Below are 22,066 nucleotides of genomic sequence, written 5' to 3'. Positions count from 1 at the left end.
GCCAGGGATGGCCGATCGTGGCGGGCCCACGGAGCAGGACCGGAGCGAGGCACCGAACGTCAGGGGCAAGAGCCCTTGGTTACTTGGGGCCGGGCGGCGCTCCGCTCTTCCAAGTAATCCGCCGTAAAGGCGGAACCACAAGTAGCCGTGACCGCAGAAACGGATACGCACACAAAAACAACATCGCCACCAAGGTAATCATCTATTGAATCCCCTGCGCCAAATTGCATTCAGGGCCGGAGAGGATGAACGCCAGCCTGTAGGAGCGAGCTTGCTCGCGATGGTCGTCAACGATGACGTGGGCTGTCTGAGTCCCCGCGGTGTCCCGGCGTTTTTCGCGAGCAGGCTCGCTCCTACAGGGAAGCGCGTTCAATCGCGGTCAGGTCGGCTGTCAGGCCGCCTCGCTTTGGCTTTTGATCTGCTTGCCCCCTCGAGAGGCCGAGCGCAGGTTCTGTGCAGTGGGCAACCCGGCATGGATGCCGGGTTAGCCGCGTACGGCCAGGGATGGCCGATCGCGGCGGGCCCACGGAGCAGGACCGGAGCGAGGGAATGCCGAGCCTTGGCGAGGCACCGAACGTCAGGGGCAAGAGCCCTTGGTTACTTGGGGCCGGGCGGCGCTCCGCTCTTCCAAGTAACCCGCCGTAAGGGCGGAACCCTAAGTGGCCGTGACCGCAGAAACGGATATGTACGCAAAAAAAAACCCGCCAACCGTAACCGGTTCAGCGGGCTTTCTTTTATACGGGTCAGCTAACCCAAACACCCCACCTCAACGGCAGGACATCCGAATCACAGAGCCATATCACTCGCAGCATTAGCCTTCGGCGCTTTTACAGCCGTGTCGACCGTCACTGGCTTCACAGCCGGCGCGATCACCGCTGGTGGCGGAGTCAGCTCCAGCACCTTGGCGGTATAAGCCCACTCTTCAGCGACTTTCTCCGGGCTGGCGTTCAGCTGGGTGCCGTAGCTCGGCACGATCTGGTGCAGTTTTGCCTGCCAGTCAGGAGTCGCAACCTTGTCCTTGAACACTTTCTGCAGCACGGTCAGCATGATCGGCGCAGCGGTCGAAGCGCCTGGGGAGGCACCCAGCAGGCCGGCAATACTGCCGTCTTGCGAAGCAACGATCTCGGTGCCCAGTTTCAGCACGCCACCGGCCGCTTCATCACGCTTGATGATCTGCACGCGCTGGCCGGCTTGCCACAGGCGCCAGTCTTCAGCCTTGGCGTTCGGGAAGTATTCTTTCAGGGCGTTCATGCGGTCTTCGTCAGACAGCATCAACTGGCCTGCAAGGTACTCGACCAGCGGGTATTCCTTGATGCCGACCTTGGTCATTGGCCACACGTTGTGCGTGGTCGTGGTGGTCAGCAGGTCCAGGTACGAACCTTCTTTCAGGAACTTGGTGCTGAAGGTCGCGAATGGGCCAAACAGGATCACGCGCTTGCCGTCCAGCACGCGGGTGTCCAGGTGCGGAACCGACATCGGCGGAGCGCCTACCGAAGCCTTGCCGTAGGCCTTGGCCAGGTGTTGCTCGGCGATGGTCGGGTTCTCGGTCACCAGGAACGAGCCGCCTACCGGGAAGCCTGCGTATTCCCTGGCTTCCGGAATGCCGGACTTCTGCAGCAGGTGCAGGGCACCGCCGCCGGCGCCGATGAACACGAATTTCGCGTCGGTTTCGGTCTTGCTGCCGTCTTTCAGGTTCTTGTAGCTGACGCGCCAGCTGCCGTCTTCGTTCCTGGTGATGTCCTGCACTTCGCTGGACAGCTTCAAGTCGAATTTAGGCGTGGTCTGCAGGTGTGCAACGAACTGACGCGTGATTTCGCCGAAGTTCATGTCGGTGCCGATCGGGCTCCAGGTGGCCGCGATTTTCTGGTTCGGGTCACGCCCTTCCATCATCAGCGGTACCCACTGCTTGATCACGGCCGGGTCTTCGGAATACTGCATGCCGGCGAACAGCGGGCTCGCCTGCAGGGCTTCGTAGCGTTTTTTCAGGAACTTGATGTTGTCATCGCCCCACACGAAACTCATGTGCGGAGTGGAGTTGATGAACGAACGCGGGTTCTTCAGCACGCCTTGCTGAACCTGCCAGGCCCAGAACTGACGGGAGATCTGGAACGCTTCGTTGATTTCAACGGCCTTCTGGATCGAGACCTTGCCGTTCTCGTCTTCCGGGGTGTAGTTCAGCTCGGCCAGGGCGGAGTGACCGGTACCGGCGTTGTTCCAGCCGTTGGAGCTTTCCTGGGCGACGCCGTCGAGGCGCTCGACCATTTCCATCGACATGCCGGGTTCCAGCTCATTGAGCCACACACCCAGGGTCGCGCTCATGATGCCGCCGCCAATCAGCAGTACATCGACTTTCTTTGCCTCTTCTGCGTGGACGGAAGTCATCCCCATCGACAACGCCAGCCCCAGCAGGGCCGTGTTCACTTTCTTAAACATCTGTAGCACCTATGATAAAACGCCATCCGCCCTTCCATCCTCACGCGCACAGCCCCATGTTTCACGGCAGTCACGGGTGCGGCACTCAAGGATTGCAGGGTGGGCACACAAGGCCGACGAACCGCGTCGACCCCCGTTTAATGTCCCTTCTGAACTGACTTTTTATCTTTATTGGCTTCAGCTACTTGAGCGACAGTGATTCTGCCGGCACGTCTCGAGGACACGCCGACTGAACAGGTCAAACCAAGTGGGCGCGAAGAATATCACGACAAGGCTTACCCGCGCGTCTGTTCCCGACTCTGTAGGAGCTGGCTTGCCAGCGATGGCGGCCTTGAGTGTTGTATCGCATCAGAGGCCGCCATCACCGGCAAGCCGGCTCCTACAGGTTCCGGTGCACGAGGTTACGGCGGATCGGCGACTATACTCAGTGGTCTTCAGATGAGCAGGTGAGGACAAGTCATGAGCGACAAAGACGATCTGCGCAAGTACTCCTCTCAAGTGATCGACGGCGTGGAAGCCGCCCCCGCACGCGCCATGTTGCGGGCCGTGGGCTTTACCGATGCAGACTTCAGCAAGCCGCAGGTCGGCATCGCCTCGACCTGGGCCATGGTCACCCCCTGCAACATGCACATCGACAAGCTGGCGCTCGAAGCCGAAAAAGGCGCGAATGCCGCGGGCGCCAAGGGCGTGATCTTCAACACCATCACCATTTCCGACGGCATCGCCAACGGCACCGAAGGCATGAAGTATTCGCTGGTGTCCCGCGAGGTGATCGCCGACTCCATTGAAGTGGTCACCGGTTGCGAGGGTTTCGACGGCCTGGTGACCATCGGCGGTTGCGACAAGAACATGCCGGGGTGCCTGATCGGCATGGCGCGGCTCAATCGCCCGTCGATCTTTGTCTATGGCGGCACCATCCAGCCGGGGGCCGGTCATACCGACATCATTTCCGTGTTCGAGGCCGTGGGCCAGCACGCGCGGGGCGACATCAACGAGATTCAGGTCAAGCAGATCGAGGAAGTGGCGATTCCCGGTCCCGGTTCCTGTGGCGGCATGTACACCGCCAACACCATGGCCTCGGCCATTGAGGCATTGGGCATGAGCCTGCCCGGCTCCAGCTCCCAGGACGCCATCGGCGCCGACAAGGCATCGGACAGCTACCGGGCCGGCCAGCAGGTCATGGAGTTGCTCAAGCTCGACCTCAAACCCCGCGACATCATGACCCGCAAAGCCTTCGAGAATGCCATCCGCGTGGTGATCGCCCTCGCCGGCTCGACCAACGCCGTGCTGCATTTGCTGGCCATGGCCAATGCGGTGGATGTCGAACTGACCCTGGATGACTTCGTCGAGCTGGGCAAGATTTCCCCGGTGGTCGCCGACCTGCGCCCCAGTGGCAAATACATGATGAGCGAGCTGGTGGCCATCGGCGGTATTCAACCGCTGATGAAGCGCATGCTCGATGCCGGCATGCTGCACGGCGATGTGCTGACCGTCACCGGCCAGACCCTGGCGGAAAACCTGGCAAACGTGCCCGATTACCCGGCCGGCCAGGACGTGATCCGGCCTTTCGACCAGCCGATCAAAAAGGATTCCCACCTGGTCATTCTGCGCGGCAACCTCTCGCCCAACGGCGCCGTGGCCAAGATCACCGGCAAGGAAGGCCTGCGTTTTGAAGGCACGGCCCGGGTCTATCACGGTGAGGAAGGTGCGCTGGCCGGCATCCTCAATGGCGAGGTACAGCCCGGCGAAGTGATCGTGATCCGCTACGAAGGCCCCAAGGGTGGGCCAGGCATGCGCGAAATGCTCTCGCCGACCTCGGCGGTCATGGGCAAGGGCCTGGGCAAGGATGTGGCGCTGATCACCGACGGGCGTTTTTCCGGCGGCTCCCACGGTTTCGTGGTCGGCCACATCACGCCGGAAGCCTTCGAAGGCGGACCGATTGCGCTGGTCGAAAATGGCGACAGGATCATCATCGATGCGCAAACCCGGCAGATTACCGTGGACGTCTCCGAGGCTGTGCTGGCCGAGCGCAAGTCGCGTTGGGTGCCGCCGCCCGCCAAGTACACACGGGGGGTGCTGGCCAAGTATGCGAAGACGGTGTCCAGTGCTTCGGAGGGGGCTGTGACGGACAAATACCTGTAGCCCGTAGTTTTGCGTTGTATGGTCTGCCGCCTTCGCGAGCAAGCCAGCTCCCACATTAGGCCGCGATCAAATGTGGGAGCTGGCTTGCTCGCGAAGGCGTCTTGTCAGGCAACCTCTACCTCAAAGCCTGAACCGATCCACCGACTGCGCCAACTGCCCCGCCAGGCTCGACAACTCATCGGTGGTCGAAGCCGTCTGCCCGATCACCTTGCTGTTGCCTTGCGACATGCCGGCAATCATCTCCACCTGATGGGCGATCTCGTTGCTGGCCAGGCTTTGCTCGCCGATGGTGCGGCTGATGTCATTGACCAGTTGCGTGGTGTTGAGCGTGGCATCGAGGATTTCACGAATGGCGCGCTCGACATCGGCCGTCACCGCCATGCCTTTGTCGACCTGGGCCACGCCCTCCTCCATGCTGATCACCGCCTCGCGGGTGCTTTGCTGGATGCGTGCGACCATGCTGGCGATTTCCTGGGTGGAAGCGCTGGTGCGCCCCGCCAGGCTGCGGACCTCATCGGCCACCACGGCAAAACCACGGCCCTGCTCGCCGGCACGGGCGGCTTCGATGGCGGCGTTCAGGGCCAGCAGGTTGGTCTGGTCAGCGATGCCCTTGATCACCTGAATGATGTTAAAGATCCCCTCGGACTCTTTGTCCAGCGTGCGGATCACCTGCGCCGAGTGCTGCGCCGAACGCGCGATGCCGTCCATGTCGCTGACCACTTGGTGGATCACCCGGCCACCGTCCTTGGCCAGCGCCTCGGCCTGATTGGCCATGTTCAGCGCCCGCTCGGCATGCCGGGTGATTTCCTCGATGCTCGCCGTCATTTCGCTGGCGGCCGCGGCCATGGTGCTGGCCGCCGCGCTTTGCTGCTGGCTGCTGCCGGCCACCTCATGGCAACCGTTGCTCAGTTGCGCGCTCATGCCACTGACACCGTGGGCGTTGCTGCGCACCACCTCGATCATGCCGCGCAAATCCCGCTGCATGGTTGCCAGGCTACGAATCAATGCGCTGGCTTCGTCCTTGCGGGTGGGCTCGACAATCGGCTCGCCGAGGTTGCCATGGGCGATGCTCTGGGCAATGCGACTGGCGGTTTGCAGCGGGCCCATGATGCTCAGGATCGCCGAACGCCCCAGGGCCAACAGCAGCAACAAACCGGCGATCAGCATGCCGCCGAGGGTCAGGTTGGCGTTGCTGATGACTTGCGCCGTGCCCTGGCTGGTCTGTTGCGTATTGCTTTCGATCAACTCGCTGAGAGCCTCCATCTGGTCTTCCAGCTGGCTGAAGGCGTTGTTGAAGGTGCCCAGCTGCTGTTGTGCCGCTTCCGGGTTTTCCAGCGCCAGCCCGGCGATGCGCTCGGCGGCACTGATGTAGGTGTCGAGGCTCGGCTTGATCTTGTTCAGGCCGGCCTTAATGGTGTCGTGGACCGGCAGCTTGAGGTTTTCCCCGAGCACTTCGCGAAAGCGTTGGGCGTGCTCTTCGATGGAACTGCGCACCTCGGCCTTGCTGCTGGTGCTTTTGTTCAAGCCCACCAACATGGCCGACAACACGTCGGCGCGCAACGCGTCGTGCATCATGTCGCCTTCCAGGTGATTGCGCAGCGCGGCCATGCTGACGTTGTTGTCGTCCACGGCCTCGGCCATCCGGGTGTTTCCCAGATAACTGACCAGGCTCATGATCAACGCAGTGAGCAATCCGGTGCCGATCAACAATATTAAACGCAGTTTTATGGACACTCTGTGGTTCCTCTCTGGCACGTTTGGCGACGGGGTTTGCCCCGCGCGGGTGGCACGCTTCAAGAGGGTATCGACGGGTTCGAGCAGTAGTTGAAGCCTATTCCCACAGATTGCTTTTTTTACGACACGCGGTCGTCAGCGGCTGTTTTTGCGCCATGCCGCGCAGGGACACCAGAAACAGGCTGACCAATGCACCGGCGAGCGCGATGGCCATGTCCTTTTGCGAGTCCCAGGGGTCGTTTTGTGCGCCGACGAAGGCGTTCGCCGTGTCATTGCCCAGAAAGGCACCGCCGATCCACTCCACCAGTTCATACATGGCGGAGGTCGACAGCATGATGTTCAGGGTCACGAAAAACAGCCAGAACCCGCGTAGCGGGGTCAGGCGCAACAACACTTCGCGCACCGGATAAGCCAGCAGCAGTCCGTAGCTCAGATGCACCAGTCGGTCGTAGTGATTGCGGTGAACGCCTGACGCCTGCTCGAAACTGAAACCCAACCACGCCGAAGACCAGCGTTCGTAAGGCACCAGGGAATAGGTGTAGTGGGCACCCAACTCATGCACGCACAGAAACGCAAACACCAGCGTGATGGATGTCGCCGACAAACGGAACCGCCGCGAAACCGCCACCAGCGTGCCCACCAGCAACAGCACCAGCAGGTTTTCCAGCGCCCAGTCCACCCGGCTGCGGGGAGCAAAACCCGACACCACGACGATCACCAGAAACACCATGAGCAACGTCAGGTCGTGCCGTAAACGCGGGTCAGGCTGCATGGTGCAATACCTCGAAGTCAGGGCATCGCCCTTTTAACTTCGAGGCATGGCTGCAGGGCAAGTTCGCTTTTTCCCTCCATCGCATGATAGGTTGTACGATGACTGACGAATACTCGAGCAGTCATAGCGCCATCCCTACAACAACAAGGAAACACCCATGAAAAAAACAACAGTGCTGATTGGTTTTCTGTGCCTGTTCAGCGGCTACGTCGCCGCCACCCCGGCTGCCGCGGACAAAGACGTCGCCCAGGCTGTCGACCACCTGACCCAGGCCATGCTGCACAAAGACATCCCGGAGCTGAACGCCTTGACCGCCGAGAACCTGACCTACGGGCACTCCAGCGGCAAGATCCAGGACAAGCAGGCGTTCATCGCCGACATCGAAACCGGCAAGAGCGCCTTCAAGACCCTGGAGATGCAAAACCAGACCATCACCGTCTCGGGCGATGTCGCGCTGGTCCGCCACCACTTCTCGGCGCAAGCGCTCAAAGGTACCGAAGTGGTGCCAACCGAAATCGAGAACCTGCAGATCTGGCAAAAGCAGAACGGCAAATGGCTGTTGGTGGGACGGCAAGCGTACAAGTTCTGATGAGTGCGTAAGCCACCAACATAACCTGTAGGAGCGAGCCTGCTCGCGATGGAGGTCAACGATAACGCGGGCTGCCTGACTGAACGCGTCGTCTGGACGTTCTTCGCGAGCAGGCTCGCTCCTACATTTGATCTGTGCTCGGCTGAAACTCTCAGTGCTTTCGCAACCACTCGATAAACAGCGCAAACAACTCCGAGTGCGAACCCACTTCCAGTTTCAGGTACAGGTTCGGTTTCCGGCGAGATGCTCATCCGGCGGGCGGTAGAACTCACTCGTCAGAACCAGGTTCAAGACGCCTGGTTCAAAAGTGGCGATGCAGGCATCAACACCGTGCCCCAGAGACCCGCCGCAGCCGCGCCGCCACTGAAGATGAATTGCGGCCCGGCACCGCACTGTATCGCCTGCGTGCCGGCACCGACGGCTAGCCAAGCCGAAGCGCAGCCCGGATGACCCAGCATTGCGTCGAGGTTGCACAATCCCGACCTATTGCCTGACATGGCGACTTCAGACCACACGCCTGCAATGGCGGCAGCCCGTCGCGCGTCGATACCCACTCGCCAAACCCGCTCGATTGATGTCGATTCAAGCGGCACCCAATCAAGCGCCTGGCGCGTTGCGTAAAGCAGGTCATCGGCATCGCATGACAAGCAACTATGGCGAAACGTCGCTCCATCCACCCTCGACGCTTGTGCCTTCAGCGCCATCGTCCCACTCAACAGAGCTTCCAGCTGTATTGCCGGTTCATCCTCAGGCTCTCGAAGCGCGGTCTGCAAGCTCACGCCCAACACCTGCTGCGATCGACGGCCCTGACGAATCTTGCGGATCAGGTCTTCTTCACGAGCTTCATCCCAACCATCGGCGGCACCATGTTCGCCTGCGTGCAACAGCACTCGCCCGAATCCCAGCACGCACCAGCCCAGGATTGGAATGCCCAAGGCCAGGCTCCAGAAATCCGAAGGCCGCTGGGGTAAGGTTTCGTCGCCGAACAACAGCGTCGCTCCTGCGCCCAGCAAACAAAACAGCAACAACAAGCCGAGCCAAAGAAGAAATCGGGGTCGTTGAGGACGGAGTGCGGGATGGGGAATTTTATCCAGTCTGATTGGCATGGTGACCTACCTCGCAGAAAAATTAATTGACTTACACTCCATCCACTTATCAACTATTTTTACTTTTGCTTGGTATGAGATCTTGCACCACCCAGCCCACGAATCTTGCACTAAAATCTTATCCCCTTTAATTAAGTACATTTTTGGTGAATACTGCAGCAACGGCTCCGAGCCGCCATCATAAAGAACATTTTTTTCTAAAACTGTACCGGGAATTTTTTTGTCAGCAATGATAGCGCGAAACAAGGGTGAACCTGCAGCTTTCTCAACACTACTCTTATCTTTATACGGATATATATACGGTACTCTCCCTTGCCTATCAATTTCATCCCCACCCAAATGAAAAAAACGAGTGAGTTTTTTGTCCAGAAACAAAGAATCCGCGCCAACCCTAAACACGCTTACATCGTATATATCTCTTACCCGACTCCACGAATCTGGCGCTACTATGTGATGAATAACGAACAACATTTCTTCTCCCCTACCAACGGGGAGAAAAAACGCGTCGATGATTTTACCTTCCGTACCATCATATGGAAATTCATAAACAAGTTTTGGGGTATCAGATGAAACAACTGAATAGAGGGATATTCCATCAGGATCACGCGATAGCTGCCCCTCGGTTTGCACATCTGATTTTGTGTAGACGATACATGCATTCACCTTATCTACATCGAAAGAGCTATAAGCTTCCCGAAGACCAATACCTCTGCAATTATTCGCACCGGGCACTTTTGTTTCGCCAAGCTCTATTGCCTGTATACCTTTATATGCGTCGTCAATTAAGTAATCTTTACCAGGAAGATTACAGCCTTTATTAAATATTTTTTTGCCATATTTTCTGGAAACAACATTATAGCTAAAAGAATTCAGACGTTCAAATGAGTAAAGATATTCGCCTTTTTTAAAGCGAAGAGCGGTCCCCGTACTATCTGGGTTTTTCGAGCTGTAAATTGCAAATATTCCTTTAGGAGGTGTTTTCTGCTCAGGAAATTGCATCTCTACGTTGGCCGGACCAAGTCCGTAGGATGGTATGCCGTAGCGATATTGTACATAACCGTTATCGGGAGAAGTGTTGGATCTCGCGCAAATGGAAGCTACTTCACCTATATAGTCATACTGATCCATGTCAGGATTAAAGGCACAGCTTATATAGACATCCTCTCCTTCCACGCACATTGTGCTACTTATATCCACGTATGGGTCTTTCGCCCAAGCTGAAAGATGCATGAAAAATGGTATAGCCAAGCAACAAATCAGTGTTATTTTCATTTCAATGCACCCACCCTCAACAACTCGGAAAAATTCTCTCTTCTACCGGGATAACTCTTCGTATGTTTGTTTACTATTGCGGTTATAGAATCCACAACCTCCGGAGTGCTACCTTTATCTGCGATCTCATACAGCTTATTACCCAACCAAAAATTTGCTGCCGATCGAACTGCATATTTTATCTCCAGTAGCAAGTCAGGGTTCGCAACAAAATCAACGTGATCATTCGGCCATTGCGCTGAATGTTTTGAGTGCCAATATTGAAATGCTTTGTAATTGTGTAACCCTGTCAATTGCTTCAGACCTCTCCCTCTGTATCTCCACCCATCACCGCTTGAAATCCCTCCATTGCCAAGATCAGCGCGCCCCCCATATGCCCCATTGGCGATGGCCTCATAATCGGTACGGGTCATAGGCAGGCCGTTTTCTTTAATTTTCCCAGCCCGTGTTTCGTAACCGTATCGCCTTGCCTCTTCAGGGTTTTTCCTGAAATAGCTAAACAAGCTCATAAGCGCGTTGGCTCCGTGGCTAAAATCTTCATCCACCGACAAGTTCTTTCCCGTTTCTTCTTGAATCTGCGCGAAAAAGTGTGTTCTCCGCAGCGGCGTGTCCAATCTAAAAAATTCGAGATTTTCGTTTAACTCATCAGCGATTTTTTGCAAATCACCGTATCGATCTTCCTTGAGATTTGGATAAATGCTCTTCATGACCTTCAGCGAAAATTTAAATCTGTTATCGCCAAAATTCCCCATCAACCCAATTGGATGAAAGTGATATGCACTGCCCCACGAAGGCAACCCCACTTTCTCCGCAACCTCCCTCCACCATCCCAACTGCGCAATCCGCTGCTTTTCCGCCAGCCAGTGCAGATGCGGCGTCGAGCCGCTATGACCGAGCAAATCGTCCAGTGCGTCCCAGACCTTGGGCTGGTGAAACCACTCGCTTTCCTTGTACAGGATCATCTGCGAAATCGACTGCGCATGAGCCGGTCGCTCAAGGGCCGCTTGCAGTTCGGTGGCCGTCATCTTGCCGTCGCGGTTGCGATCGATGATTTCGTACAAGCGGCTTTTCATCGGGCCCTTGTCGTCTTTTTCGGCGATGGAACGATAACGCTCGCGCTGCGCGTCGCTGAAACCGTCGATGGCGCTGAGAAAGGAGGCCAACAAGTGTTTGGGTCTGCTGTAGTCGATGATGACGCCATAGCCTTCCCACGCCCACGGACTGACCCAGGGCGTTACGCCGATCTCTTCACACACCCAGCCATCGAGCAGATTGTTATCGGCGTCGTGGAGCAAGTTTTCCAGGCGATACCAGTTGCGGGCCTTGCGCGTCAGGGTCGCGGGCACCTCGACTTTTCGGTCCGCCGGCAGCTCGTCGAGCAACGTCTTGGGGACCAGCAAGTCGGCGGCACTGCGTGGGCTGGAAGCACTGGACACCAGCAGTTGCGCAGCGGTGGTATTACCTTCAGGCGGCACCACCCGTGTGCCCTTGGCGAGCTTGAGCCAGGTATTTTCTTTTTCCGGCAGGCGCTGCGCCCAAACCCGGCATTCGTCGATGAACGTCTCGATGTCATCGCCAGTGAAGGTTTCCAGGTGCAGCTTCTTTTCCGGTTGTTGAGCGTCACCGTCCTGATACAGGCCGAGATGGCCGATCAAGTCTCCCGCCTTGATCGCCACGGGCTGCTCCAGCACCACGACCTGATCTTTCGCTAGTGGCTCAATGGCGCCGTCCAGCGAATCAAAACTCACATACTGGTTGATGCGTTCAAGCTTGCGAAACTCGCCCTCGCCACTGACCGTGACCTCCGAATCAACCGCTAAATTGAAAATGATGTTATCCGCAGCAATCACCGGTTCGGCCCGGACATTGACGGTTTTCTTCGACGAACTGATGCGGGTCTGTTTGAGGTCCGGGTTTTGGAGCACCTGGATAGAGAGATAACCTTTGATCGAACCATCGGGGTTTAGCAGTTTGGCCGGTCCCAGGCTGCTCTCCAACTGGCGAAATTGCCCGGTGCCGCTGATGGTCACTTCGGCGCCTCGCGGCAGAAAATCGATTTCCCGGCCGTGCCACCGGTTATACACCTTCAGACCACGCTGCTCGTGCTGCCCGGGGAGAGGGTCGTTCGCTGTCTGCTTGACAATAAAGGTCGCACGCTCAGGCCAGAATGCCGGGCGGGCGATGGTCGAGTCCTGCCGATACTTCGCCCAATCCTGCAAATGCATGTACAGGCTGTAAAAGATCAGGCTGGGTGGGATGTCCGTGCTGCCTTCGATCTTTGGGGGTTGGAGGCGATGGCGGACCAACACGAAGTTGCGCGAGAAAGGTTTCTCGACCGTTTGTTCATCGGTGAAGTAAGAGGTTTTCGGCGAATCCGTATCGATGCGATAGGCCACCACTTCTCCGTCGGCCAGGCAGTGCACGCTGGATTGATCAAGGGTGCCAGCAGTGCCGCTGTCGAAGTGCACGCCGCCGTGCCACAGGCCGTTGCGTCCGAGTGGATAGTAGCCAGCCACCGCTTTGGCCAGGTGGGTCAGTTGATCCAGCGGATTGCCTTTGGCCTTGAAGGGGTGGCACCAGTTTTTCACCGGTTGCAGTGTGGCAGTCTCGGACACCGGAGGCGGGGGTGGGGGGAAGAGGCTGGCCTTGGCCAGCGGCGAGATCGGGAGGCTCGGCCGCTCAAATTGAGGGGGCTTGCGGTTGTCGTGAATTCCAAAAAGTCGGGAAAGCAAACTGACCATGTTGAATGTTGCTCCTTGTCTGGCATGAACTGACATACGAGGAGGCTTCATTTACACCCTCGTTCAAGCGCTCGACAGCTTTCTGGAAGAGGACAAGGGATAAAATAGGACGCGTCTGATATGCGCGTAGGATGCGTCCGGATGTTGGATTTCCGGATCCGCTGAAGCTGTAGGAACCTTTTTGGGAGTTCCCACAAGGGGTCAGGCGGTGGTCAGCTGCCCTTCCATTCCCGCGGGCTCAATCCCGTCTTGCGCCGAAACGCCCGGGCCAGTGCCGAGGGGCTCTCGTAACCAACCTCCTCGGCAATCAGCGCAATCGGCCGGCCCTCGCGCAAGCGTTTCTGCGCCAGGCTGATGCGCCAGCTCACCAGGTAATCCACTGGCGTCTGCCCGACCACCCGGCGAAAGTGTTCGGCGAAACTGGCCCGCGACATGTTGGCGGCGACCGAGAGTTCGGCCACGCTCCAGGCCTTGGCCGGGGTTTGATGCATCAGGCTCAGAGGGCGCGCCAGGCGCGCATCGGCGAGGCCGGCCATCATGCCCGGTTGCTGGCCACCGGTACTCAGAATGTGCCGCAGCAACAGAATCACCAGCAGTTCAAACAACCGGTCCATTACCGCCTCACGCCCGCATGTACCGTCAAACGCCTCGTTGAACAGCCATTCCAGGGTCCCGGCCATCGCCGGGATTTCATCGAGCTTAAGCACCAGGTAATCAGGCAGTGCCGCCGCCAGGGCATTGCCCGCACCGCCGTCGAAATCCAGGGTCGCGCAGACCAGTTGCGTGCCGGACGCTTCTGAAGCGAGCAGGCGATGCCGATAGGGCCGAGGAAAAAAGATCAGGGTCGGTTCGGTCAGTTGCAGATCCGGCTGATCACCCAACCTGAGCAGCAACTCACCCGCCTGAAGCAGGTGCAAATGACCGCCGGCCTGTTGGCCGTCGAAGGCGGCGGTACCGCAAAACGTACCGCTATGGAACGTGCCGGCATTGACGCCAAAGTGTGTGAGCAACGTGGACAAGCGATCCATGACAAGGCTCCCGAGGGCAGTTCTGGACGATCTGTCGCATATCCTCGACGATTTGCACCCAACAAGCCAGACACTCTCCCTAACATCAGCTCCGTACCCAGCGCATTCCGCGCTTCACACCACGGAGTATCACCATGAGCCGCATTGCCCCGATCAGCCTGGAACACGCCACCGACGCCACCCGCCCGCTGCTGGAAGGCGTGCAGAAGAAAATCGGCTTTTTGCCCAACGTCTTCAAGGTACTGGCCCACGCCCCGGCGGTGTTGGCCTCGTACCTGCAAAACTCCGCCGCACTGGGCAAGACGTCCTTGAGTGCCACGGAAAAAGAAGCGGTGTTCCTCGCCACTTCCCAGGTCAACGGCTGCGACTACTGCCTGGCGGCTCACACGCTGTTCGCCGGCAAGGCCGGGTTGTCAGGCCAGGACATCCTCAGCGCGCGTCAGGGGGAACTCAATGCCTATGCCACCCTCGCCCGCCAGGTCACCGAAAGCCGTGGCCACCTGACGGTCGAGCAGATCGCCGCAGCCCGTGCTGCCGGTATCGGCGACGGCAAGATCATTGAAGTGATCGCCCACGTGGCTGCGCAGACGCTGACCAACTACCTGAACAACGTTGTGCTGACCGACATCGACTTCCCGGCTATCGACGCCTGAATGACTTGAGCGACGGAGAATCCACCATGAATACCGTGACCTTGTACACCACCGACACCTGCCCTTATTGCCGCAACGCCAAGGCGTTGCTCGCCAGCAAAGGCGCGGTAATGGAAGAAATCAACATCCAGAGCGAGCCCGGAAAGTTCGAAGAAATGCTCAGCCGCAGCAACCGCCGCAGCGTGCCGCAGATTTTCATCGGCGACACGCACATCGGCGGTTTCGACGACCTGGCCAGACTGGATCGTCAGGGTGGGTTGATGTCGATGCTGGCCTGACCAGGTCAGGTATTGGTTTTCAGCTTGGTCCACAAACGCGTGCTCAGACGTGCGATGGCCGCGGGCAAGTCTTCGACGGTGAACAGCTTGTCCATCACGGTTTTCGGCGGGTAAATCGCCAGGTCCTGCTTCACCGCCGGGTCGACATAGGCATCCGCCGCGCTGTTGGGGTTGGCGTAGTGGATGCTGTTGCTGATGTTGGCGATCACCTTCGGCTGCAGCAGGTAGTTCATGTAGGCGTAGCCGTTGTGCTCATGGGGCGCGCTCTTGGGCATGACCACCATGTCGAGCCACAGCGTGGAACCTTCGTCCGGGATCGAGTAGGCAATATCGATCCCGTTTTTGGCTTCCCTGGCGCTGGCGGCGGCCTGCACGATGTCGCCGTTGAAACCGATCACCGCGCAGACATTGCCGTTGGCCAGGTCGCTGATGTACTTGGACGCATGGAAATACTGCACGTACGGGCGGATCTTCAGCAGGGCCTGCTCGGCTTTCTTGTAATCGGCGGGCTCATGGCTGTGGGGTGGCAAGCCCAGGTAATTGAGGGTAATCGGAAGGATCTGCGTCGGGTTGTCGATGATCGCCACACCGCACTCGCTGAGTTTCCTGATGTTGTTCTCGTCGAAGAACAGGCTCCAGGAATGGGTGACATCGGTGTTGCCGAAGATCGCCTTGATCTTCTCGACGTTATAACCGATGCCCGCCGTTCCCCACATGTAGGGGAAGCCGTACTGGTTACCCGGGTCGTTGACCTCGAGTTTCTTCATCAACGCCGGGTCAAGGTTCTTCCAGTCGGGCAACTGAGTCTTGTCGAGCTTCTGGATGGCCCCGGCCTTGATCAGGCGCGACAGGAAGTGGTTCGACGGGCTGACCACGTCATAACCGGTGTTGCCGGTCATCAACTTCGACTCCAGCACTTCGTTGCTGTCGTGGATGTCGTAGGTCGCCTTGATCCCGGTTGCCTTGGTGAAGCTGGGCAAGGTGTCGTCGGCGATGTAGCCGTTCCAGTTGGAAATGTTGACGGTTTCGTCTGCATAGGTCGAGGCGGAAAAGGTCGAGATCAGGGCCACAAGGGAAAGCGTATTGACGCGCATGTTGAATCACCTTCGATGGGAAGTGCTTTTGTTCTTGTCGTTAAACGGGTGTGTTCATATTTCGCTTCTGGCCCGGACCGCTTCCACGCGCATACGCAGCATGGCACCGATATCGAGCAACGGCTTGGGCGGCAGCCAGCCGGGCTGCGCCCGTTGGATGACCGAGTGCAGCAGCGGCGATTCGCGACCCGAGGCCCACTCCGCCAGCAAGCGGCCCCACAGCGTGCCCCGGGCCACGCCGGAGCCATTGCACCCGGCCACGGCAAAAACGCCCTCCTCGACCTTGGCGAAATACGCTTGCCCGGAGCGCGAAGCGCTGAGATGGCCGGTCCAGGTGTATTCGATGTCCTGCTCACCGAGCATCGGGAACCGCCGCTGCAACCCCAGCACATGGTGCTGGCGGCGGCTCGACAATTCGCCCAGGGACAGATCCCGGGCGCGGTATTCCGCAGTGTTGCGGATCATCACCCGGCGATCCGGCGTCAGGCGCACCGTGGCGCCCAACGGGCGGGTCGACAGCACGCCCCAGGACGCGGGCGCACCCATGGCCTGAAACTCTTGATCGCTGAGCGGTCGCGTGAGGCTGGCGCTGAGCTCCATGGCAAATGTGCCGCTGTCTTCGATACCCGCCCGAGGCACAAAGGCGTTCAGACAGACCAGTACTTGCCTTGCCTCGACGCAGCCGTTTTGGCTACGGGCGCGAATTCGGCCATCGCCCAGGCGCTCAAGGCCGGTGATGTCGGTGTTTTCACAGACCGTCACTGTCTGCGGCAAGGCCTCGAGCAAGCCCCTGACGTACTTCGCCGGTTGCAGCAGCGCATTGCCGTTACCGCACCAGATCGCGGCGCGGTAGTGCCGGCTGCCGAGTTTCTCGATCAATGCCTGGCCCTGCAGAAAATGCGCGCTGGCGCCAACGGCACGCAGGGTCTGCAGCTTGGCCTCGACGTGGGTCAGCTTGCGTGGATCGCTGACGGCGAAGAAATAACCCGATTCCCTGAAGTCGCACTCGATACCGTGGCGGGTAATCTGCTTGCGGACTTCGTCGGCGGCTGCGCGGCCGATGGCCGTATCCACTTGATACCCGGCGAATCCGGCACTACCCACCAGTTCGCCAGCGGCGGGATGCTCATGGGCCACCACAAAACCGGAGTTGCGCGCCGATGCCCCTTGCGCAGCCCGCTGGCGATCAACCACCACAATGCGGGCCTTGGGGTGCATTTGCGCCAGAGCGTGCGCCGCACTGAGGCCGGTAATGCCGCCACCGATCACCAGCCAGTCGGCTTGTTGCGTGCCTTTGAGCGGATCGCGCAACGGAGAACTCCCCGCTTGTGCAATCCAGCCACAGATATTTTCCATGCGTCACCTCAGGTTCTTGTTCTGCCGGCCGTCTCGATCCAAAACAACACTGCATGCAGGATTCGCATAAGTGGTTTTCGAGTACGGTGGCAATGACTAGAATCTAAAGGGTCAAAACACGGACAACCAACGTTATTAAATCATCGAGGCATTCTGAAAACGCATGGATAAAATTCGCCACGTGCCCTCGTTGCAGGGCTTGCAGGCCTTGGTCGAGGTCGCCGGGTCAGGCAGCTTCACCCAGGCGGCGCAAAAGCTCTGCCTGACCCAAAGCGCCGTGAGCCGACAGATCCAGCAGTTGGAGAGCCACTTCGGCGTACCGCTGTTTGTCAGGAGCAGCCGCAGCATTCAACTGACCGCGGAGGGTGAACAGGTACTGGCCAGCGCCCGCAGCATCCTTGAACAGCTACGGACCCTCGAAGAGCGGCTCGCGCCGCAGGAACGCCCGTTCCGCATCCGCATGCACGTGTCACTGGCGGTGCGCTGGCTGCTGCCCAGACTGAGCGATTTCTACCGGCATCACCCGGACGTATCCCTGGCAATCGAAACCGTGGCCACCGAAGTGGTTGAGCCGGCCAGTGACAGTGACGCCTATATTCTCTATCTGCCAGAGCCATCCACAGCGCCCGATTGCCTGACCCTGTTCGAGGAAGCCCTGGTGCCGGTGTGCGCGCCGGGCCTGGGCAACGCCGGTCGGCCGATGTCATCGCTGGAAGATTTATCGGGGTTCGCCCTGTTGCACCGCTCTTCCGACCAGCATGACTGGCAGGCCTGGCTGTTGGCCAACGGCGGCCTGTCGCTACAGGACTATCGGCATATCCCCTTCAACCTCGACGAACTGGCACTCGATGCCGCCGCGCGTGGCCTGGGGGTGGCGATGACCGACATGACCCTGGCAGGCGAATCGATTCAACGCGGCGAACTGGTGATTCCGTTCGGCGAACCGTTGAAGACCCGGGGGATCTATTCGCTGTGCCTGCAACCCTCGGCCGCCGCGCATCCGGCCTGCGGGGCGGTGATGCAGTGGTTCACCGCGCAAGCCACCACATGACCCTGTGGGAGCGGGCTTGCTCGCGAAGGCGTCGGGTCAGTTGACACTTATTTCACTGACACACCGCTTTCGCGAGCAAGCCCGCTCCCACAGGTATGCACTCGACTGACAGGCATTCATCGCCCTCAATCATCCTCATGCAACTTGATGCCGCGTTTATGCAACACATAGGGCACCACCAGCACCAGCAGCGTCAGGGCGAGGAAGAACGCCGAGATCGGTTGCGTGACGAACACCGTCCAGTCGCCCTGGCCAATGGACAAGGCGTTACGTAGTTGTTTCTCGGCCATCGGCCCCAGCAGCATGCCGACGATCACCGGGGCGACGGGGAAGTCGAACCGCCGCATCAGCACCCCGCCCCAGCCAATCGCCAACATCAGGATCAGGTCGAAGGATGAGTGGCGCATGCCATACACGCCGATGGTGGCGAACACGAGGATGCCGGCATTCAGGTACGGCCGGGGGATTTGCAGCAGTCTGACCCACAGTCCCACCAGCGGCAGGTTCAACACCAGCAGGATCACGTTGCCGATGTACAGCGAGGCCACCAGCGTCCAGACCAGGTCGGCGGAGGTTTCGAACAGCATCGGCCCCGGTTGCAGGTTGTAGTTCTGGAACGCGGCCAGCAGGATCGCAGCGGTAGCGGACGTCGGGATGCCCAGGGTCAGCAACGGCACCAGGGATCCGGTCGCGCTGGCGTTGTTGGCCGCTTCGGGGCCGGCGACACCTTCGATGGCGCCCTCGCCCTTGTTGGCGGAAAACTCCTTGGGGTAGCGGCTGAGCTTGCGCTCGGTGGAGTAGGACAAAAAGGTTGGAATCTCGGCGCCACCGGCCGGAATCGAACCAAACGGGAAACCGATCAGCGTGCCCCGAAGCCATGCGGGCACCGAGCGTTTCCAGTCCGCGCGGGTCATCCACAACGAAGTCAGGCGGTGCCGTCCTTCGTTTGATTCCCCTTGATAGAGCAGGCTGTACAAGGCCTCGCCAACCGCGAACAACCCGACCGCCACCAGCACCACCTCGATACCGTCCACCAGTTCGGGCACGCCGAGGGTGTAGCGGGCAATGCCCGAGGTCGAGTCCAGGCCGATCAGCCCGATGGTCAGCCCGACGCCGAGCGAAGCAAACCCTCGGAGCATGGAAGCGCCAAGCACCGCCGACACGGTGGTGAACGACAGCACCAGGATCGCGAAATATTCGGTCGGGCCGAAATTCAGTGCCAGCCTGGCGACGATGGGTGCAAACAGTGTCAGCAAAATCGTCGCGATGGTCCCAGCGACGAATGAACCTATCGCCGCCGTTGCCAACGCAGGTCCCGCCCGACCGTTGCGCGCCATCAGGTTGCCTTCCAGGGCCGTGACCATCGAAGACGATTCACCGGGGGTGTTGAGCAGGATCGAGGTGGTGGAGCCACCGAACTGTGCGCCGTAATAAATCCCGGCGAACATGATCAGCGCACCGGTCGGGTCGACCTTGGCGGTGATCGGCAACAGCAGTGCCACCGTCAGCGCCGGACCGATCCCCGGCAACACGCCGATGGCGGTGCCGAGCAGGCAGCCGATGAACCCCCACATCAGGTTGATCGGCGTCAGCGCCGCTGAAAACCCCATCATCAGGCTTGAAAGAATGTCCACGGTGTCGATCTCCTCTCACAGCCAGATGTTGATCAGCGATGGCAGGGAAACCCCCAGCCCGGCGTTGAACAGCCAGTAGATCGGCAGGGTCAAGGCAATGCCGATGGCCAGGTCCCGCACCGGATGACGACTGCCAAACCCCCGCGCCGAACAGGCGAACAGCAGCCCGGCGGCCAGCACAAAGCCGATGAGGTTGATCAGCACCGCCACCCCAACCAACCCGCCAGTGACCCAGGCGGCCCCGGATTTTCCGCCAGGGATCACACCATTGCCGCTGTCCAGTTCGCGAAAACCGCCGGTTAGCGCCTGATAACTCAGCAGCAGGCCCACCACGCCGAGAAAGCCGGCGACGATCCAGGGATAGACGTAAGCCGGCAGAATCACGAAGCCCATCTCGGGCGGAAAGCGGTTGGCTCCCTCGGCCAGCAAGGCGCTGAGGGCGATCAGTCCAAGGCCGATCGCCAATTGCGTCGGCACGATTGCGCGTGACCCGGCCATCTCAAAGCAGCCCGACCTTGACCAGCATCGCCCGCAGACGCACGTGCTCTTCGTCGACGAATTTGCCGAAGTCATCACCGGTCAGCACGCTCTCGGTCCAGGCATTGGTTTTGATGTTCTCTTGCCAGACTTTGCTTTTGCTGGCGGCCACAACCGCGTCGGTCACTTCTTTACGCTGCTCGGCTGTGAGGTTCGCAGCACCGTAGACACCACGCCAATTGCCGATGATCACGTCGTAGCCGCTTTCCTTGAGGGTCGGCGCATCGATCCCCGGGACACGCTCGGGCGCACCGATGGCCAGCACCCGGATCTGGCCGGCCTTGATGTATTGACCCAGTTCGGCGTAGCCCCCGGTGAGCACCTTGATCTGGCCGCCCAGGGTCTGGGCGACGATTTCACCCCCACCGCCGGTGGCGATGTAATTGACCTTGTTGACCGGGACATCCAGTTTGCCCGCCAGCTCGGCGATGCCGATGTGGTCGATCGACCCCTTGGAACCACCGCCAAAAGTGACGCTAGTGGGCTTTTCCTTGAAGTCCTTGATCAGGTCATCGAGGGTCTTGTATGGCGAATCCTTGCGCACGGCAATCACGTTGTATTCGGTAAACAGGCGCGCAATCGGCGTCACATCCTTCAGGCTGATCTGCGGTTTGTTCTGTTCGATGCCCGCGACCATGATCGCGCCAACCACCAGCAATGCGTTCGGGTCACCCTTGGTGCTGTTGGCAAACTGTGCCAGCCCCAGGGTCCCACCGGCCCCGCCCTTGTTCTCGAAGGTCACGGCCTTGGCCGTATTGGCTTCGAGCATGGCCTTGCCCAGTACCCGGGCGGTCTGGTCGTAACCACCGCCCACGGAGCCCGGGGCCATGAATTTCACGGTATCCAGCGCGAAGGCTGGTGCGACCAGCACGGCAGCGGTCAAACCGGCGGCCATGCAGCGACTCAAACGTTGGATCAAAGCGGACATGGGCATCTCCTGATTGCATTGTTTTTATAGGTGCCGTTTGCCCATCGACGTACTCGATGAACATCGGCCTGCGAACAAGCTTAGGCCATGGATCCGTGGGTCGGTCCGTTTTGCTGAAACCACTTTCCAATGTCGCTGCTGCCCCTTGTGGGAGCGGGCTTGCTCACGAAGAGGCCATCACATTCAACATTGATGTTGGCTGATACACCGCCTTCGCGAGCAAGCCCGCTCCCACAGGGTCCCGGGTGCTCCCGCCATCCTTTCATTACAACTTTGTCATCAAGCTGTTGGTCGGCTGTCCGGATCGCCTCGTTAACCTGAACTCACTGTCAGGCCAACCACCGGCAGCCACCCTGCCCTTGTAGAGAGAGATTCGTCATGAAAATGTTGATCCTTGGTTTTGCCGCCCTGCTCGCCACCGGTTCGGCGTTTGCCGCAACTCAATCCACTTCACCCGTCATCCACGACAAGGACGGTTTTTATGTGGACGTGGATGTCGCCAAAGTGCTGTCCATGACCGACCTCAATGGCAAGTGCGGCATCGTGCCGGCGCAGTTCAATTACCTCGACCACCAGGGGCGCGAGCACCAGCTGGACTATCAGGTCCAGGGCGTGAATTGCATTGGCGAGAACTGATCGGATGCCTGTATCGACGATTGATCGGGCTACACTTGCGCCACTGGCTTGCCCCTGTAGCCCGACCGAATCAGGCAGACTT

General features: G+C 59.3%; 18 protein-coding genes and 2 pseudogenes. 6 read left to right on the top strand and 14 right to left on the bottom strand.

All coding sequences use genetic code 11. From position 1 onward, the window contains the following. Window positions 1-786 precede the first annotated feature (786 nt). The gene (gene mqo / locus AC06G5_RS12005; protein ID WP_413427083.1) at window positions 787-2,433 is read right to left on the bottom strand and encodes a malate dehydrogenase (quinone); all 1,647 of its coding nucleotides are present in this window, start codon (window positions 2,431-2,433) and stop codon (window positions 787-789) included. Between the two features lie 459 nt (window positions 2,434-2,892). Here mqo and ilvD point away from each other — a divergent pair, with 459 nt between their 5' ends. Continuing rightward, window positions 2,893-4,575 carry a dihydroxy-acid dehydratase gene (gene ilvD, locus AC06G5_RS12000; RefSeq protein ID WP_413427085.1) on the top strand — a complete coding sequence of 561 codons (1,683 nt, stop codon included), beginning with the start codon at window positions 2,893-2,895 and terminating at the stop codon, window positions 4,573-4,575. 120 nt (window positions 4,576-4,695) lie between these two features. On the opposite strand, the gene AC06G5_RS11995 is transcribed toward ilvD, so the two are convergent. The 3 genes and pseudogenes from AC06G5_RS11995 to AC06G5_RS11985 all read right to left on the bottom strand — a co-directional run bounded on the left by AC06G5_RS11995 (window position 4,696) and on the right by AC06G5_RS11985 (window position 7,081). Continuing rightward, window positions 4,696-5,421: a methyl-accepting chemotaxis protein gene (locus AC06G5_RS11995; RefSeq protein WP_480459880.1), complete on the bottom strand. Its 726-nt coding sequence runs from the start codon at window positions 5,419-5,421 to the stop codon at window positions 4,696-4,698. Between the two features lie 132 nt (window positions 5,422-5,553). Further along, a pseudogene (locus AC06G5_RS11990) lies at window positions 5,554-6,309 on the bottom strand (MCP four helix bundle domain-containing protein); the annotation flags it as partial. Between the two features lie 97 nt (window positions 6,310-6,406). After that, complete coding sequence (locus tag AC06G5_RS11985; RefSeq protein WP_413427087.1) at window positions 6,407-7,081, bottom strand: DUF2238 domain-containing protein; 675 nt, start codon at window positions 7,079-7,081, stop codon at window positions 6,407-6,409. 157 nt (window positions 7,082-7,238) lie between these two features. Here AC06G5_RS11985 and AC06G5_RS11980 point away from each other — a divergent pair, with 157 nt between their 5' ends. Continuing rightward, on the top strand, window positions 7,239-7,670 hold the full coding sequence (locus tag AC06G5_RS11980; protein WP_413427089.1) for a nuclear transport factor 2 family protein: 432 nt from the start codon (window positions 7,239-7,241) through the stop codon (window positions 7,668-7,670). Between the two features lie 151 nt (window positions 7,671-7,821). Here the strand turns inward: AC06G5_RS11980 and AC06G5_RS11975 are convergent. The 5 genes and pseudogenes from AC06G5_RS11975 to AC06G5_RS11955 form a co-directional block, all read right to left on the bottom strand. Further along, a pseudogene (locus AC06G5_RS11975) lies at window positions 7,822-7,936 on the bottom strand (LuxR family transcriptional regulator); the annotation flags it as partial. Window positions 7,937-7,957: 21 nt separating this feature from the next. Beyond that, complete coding sequence (locus AC06G5_RS11970; RefSeq protein WP_480459538.1) at window positions 7,958-8,776, bottom strand: hypothetical protein; 819 nt, start codon at window positions 8,774-8,776, stop codon at window positions 7,958-7,960. A 6-nt stretch (window positions 8,777-8,782) separates the two neighbouring features. After that, a complete protein-coding gene (locus tag AC06G5_RS11965; protein WP_480459537.1) occupies window positions 8,783-10,048 on the bottom strand; it encodes a hypothetical protein in 1,266 nt (421 codons plus the stop codon). Beyond that, window positions 10,045-12,789: a glycoside hydrolase family 19 protein gene (locus AC06G5_RS11960; RefSeq protein ID WP_480459536.1), complete on the bottom strand. Its 2,745-nt coding sequence runs from the start codon at window positions 12,787-12,789 to the stop codon at window positions 10,045-10,047. The genes AC06G5_RS11965 and AC06G5_RS11960 overlap by 4 nt, the downstream gene beginning before the upstream one ends. Before the next feature lie 212 nt (window positions 12,790-13,001). After that, window positions 13,002-13,817, bottom strand: coding sequence for an AraC family transcriptional regulator (locus AC06G5_RS11955; RefSeq protein ID WP_413427091.1), 816 nt, complete (start codon window positions 13,815-13,817; stop codon window positions 13,002-13,004). A gap of 134 nt (window positions 13,818-13,951) precedes the next feature. On the opposite strand from AC06G5_RS11955, the gene AC06G5_RS11950 reads away from it, so the two are divergent. Continuing rightward, entirely contained in the window at window positions 13,952-14,470 is a 519-nt protein-coding gene (locus tag AC06G5_RS11950; RefSeq protein ID WP_413427093.1) for a carboxymuconolactone decarboxylase family protein, read from the top strand. 26 nt (window positions 14,471-14,496) lie between these two features. Next, entirely contained in the window at window positions 14,497-14,748 is a 252-nt protein-coding gene (gene grxC, locus AC06G5_RS11945; RefSeq protein ID WP_413427095.1) for a glutaredoxin 3, read from the top strand. Window positions 14,749-14,753: 5 nt separating this feature from the next. On the opposite strand, the gene AC06G5_RS11940 is transcribed toward grxC, so the two are convergent. Together AC06G5_RS11940 and AC06G5_RS11935 are read right to left on the bottom strand one after the other, a co-directional pair. Continuing rightward, a complete protein-coding gene (locus AC06G5_RS11940; RefSeq protein WP_480459535.1) occupies window positions 14,754-15,842 on the bottom strand; it encodes a polyamine ABC transporter substrate-binding protein in 1,089 nt (362 codons plus the stop codon). A 54-nt stretch (window positions 15,843-15,896) separates the two neighbouring features. Then, window positions 15,897-17,198 (bottom strand): NAD(P)/FAD-dependent oxidoreductase, encoded by a 1,302-nt coding sequence (locus AC06G5_RS11935; RefSeq protein ID WP_413427099.1) that lies wholly within the window; start codon window positions 17,196-17,198, stop codon window positions 15,897-15,899. 163 nt (window positions 17,199-17,361) lie between these two features. On the opposite strand from AC06G5_RS11935, the gene AC06G5_RS11930 reads away from it, so the two are divergent. After that, window positions 17,362-18,249 carry a LysR substrate-binding domain-containing protein gene (locus tag AC06G5_RS11930; RefSeq protein WP_413427101.1) on the top strand — a complete coding sequence of 296 codons (888 nt, stop codon included), beginning with the start codon at window positions 17,362-17,364 and terminating at the stop codon, window positions 18,247-18,249. 125 nt (window positions 18,250-18,374) lie between these two features. Here the strand turns inward: AC06G5_RS11930 and AC06G5_RS11925 are convergent, their stop codons facing one another. Genes AC06G5_RS11925 through AC06G5_RS11915 form a run of 3 tightly spaced genes read right to left on the bottom strand, consistent with a single transcriptional unit; the run spans window position 18,375 to window position 21,348 of the window. After that, window positions 18,375-19,883 (bottom strand): tripartite tricarboxylate transporter permease, encoded by a 1,509-nt coding sequence (locus AC06G5_RS11925; protein WP_413427103.1) that lies wholly within the window; start codon window positions 19,881-19,883, stop codon window positions 18,375-18,377. Between the two features lie 15 nt (window positions 19,884-19,898). Beyond that, complete coding sequence (locus tag AC06G5_RS11920; RefSeq protein ID WP_413427104.1) at window positions 19,899-20,381, bottom strand: tripartite tricarboxylate transporter TctB family protein; 483 nt, start codon at window positions 20,379-20,381, stop codon at window positions 19,899-19,901. 1 nt (window position 20,382) lies between these two features. Further along, complete coding sequence (locus AC06G5_RS11915; RefSeq protein ID WP_413427106.1) at window positions 20,383-21,348, bottom strand: Bug family tripartite tricarboxylate transporter substrate binding protein; 966 nt, start codon at window positions 21,346-21,348, stop codon at window positions 20,383-20,385. A 378-nt stretch (window positions 21,349-21,726) separates the two neighbouring features. Here AC06G5_RS11915 and AC06G5_RS11910 point away from each other — a divergent pair, with 378 nt between their 5' ends. Then, a complete protein-coding gene (locus AC06G5_RS11910) occupies window positions 21,727-21,984 on the top strand; it encodes a DUF2790 domain-containing protein (RefSeq protein ID WP_413427108.1) in 258 nt (85 codons plus the stop codon). Window positions 21,985-22,066 lie beyond the last annotated feature (82 nt).

The organism is Pseudomonas sp. WT-JTC (assembly GCF_056711565.1).
Note: the sequence above shows the minus strand (reverse complement) of the source record. Positions and strands in the feature narration are given on the sequence as shown.

Coding starts and splice junctions, on each gene's coding strand:
- mqo (WP_413427083.1), bottom strand. CDS start 2,433: ATGTTTAAGAAAGTGAACACGGCCCTGCTGGGGCTGGCGTTGTCGATG.
- ilvD (WP_413427085.1), top strand. CDS start 2,893: ATGAGCGACAAAGACGATCTGCGCAAGTACTCCTCTCAAGTGATCGAC.
- AC06G5_RS11995 (WP_480459880.1), bottom strand. CDS start 5,421: ATGGCCGCGGCCGCCAGCGAAATGACGGCGAGCATCGAGGAAATCACC.
- AC06G5_RS11985 (WP_413427087.1), bottom strand. CDS start 7,081: ATGCAGCCTGACCCGCGTTTACGGCACGACCTGACGTTGCTCATGGTG.
- AC06G5_RS11980 (WP_413427089.1), top strand. CDS start 7,239: ATGAAAAAAACAACAGTGCTGATTGGTTTTCTGTGCCTGTTCAGCGGC.
- AC06G5_RS11970 (WP_480459538.1), bottom strand. CDS start 8,776: ATGCCAATCAGACTGGATAAAATTCCCCATCCCGCACTCCGTCCTCAA.
- AC06G5_RS11965 (WP_480459537.1), bottom strand. CDS start 10,048: ATGAAAATAACACTGATTTGTTGCTTGGCTATACCATTTTTCATGCAT.
- AC06G5_RS11960 (WP_480459536.1), bottom strand. CDS start 12,789: ATGGTCAGTTTGCTTTCCCGACTTTTTGGAATTCACGACAACCGCAAG.
- AC06G5_RS11955 (WP_413427091.1), bottom strand. CDS start 13,817: ATGGATCGCTTGTCCACGTTGCTCACACACTTTGGCGTCAATGCCGGC.
- AC06G5_RS11950 (WP_413427093.1), top strand. CDS start 13,952: ATGAGCCGCATTGCCCCGATCAGCCTGGAACACGCCACCGACGCCACC.
- grxC (WP_413427095.1), top strand. CDS start 14,497: ATGAATACCGTGACCTTGTACACCACCGACACCTGCCCTTATTGCCGC.
- AC06G5_RS11940 (WP_480459535.1), bottom strand. CDS start 15,842: ATGCGCGTCAATACGCTTTCCCTTGTGGCCCTGATCTCGACCTTTTCC.
- AC06G5_RS11935 (WP_413427099.1), bottom strand. CDS start 17,198: ATGGAAAATATCTGTGGCTGGATTGCACAAGCGGGGAGTTCTCCGTTG.
- AC06G5_RS11930 (WP_413427101.1), top strand. CDS start 17,362: ATGGATAAAATTCGCCACGTGCCCTCGTTGCAGGGCTTGCAGGCCTTG.
- AC06G5_RS11920 (WP_413427104.1), bottom strand. CDS start 20,381: ATGGCCGGGTCACGCGCAATCGTGCCGACGCAATTGGCGATCGGCCTT.
- AC06G5_RS11915 (WP_413427106.1), bottom strand. CDS start 21,348: ATGTCCGCTTTGATCCAACGTTTGAGTCGCTGCATGGCCGCCGGTTTG.
- AC06G5_RS11910 (WP_413427108.1), top strand. CDS start 21,727: ATGAAAATGTTGATCCTTGGTTTTGCCGCCCTGCTCGCCACCGGTTCG.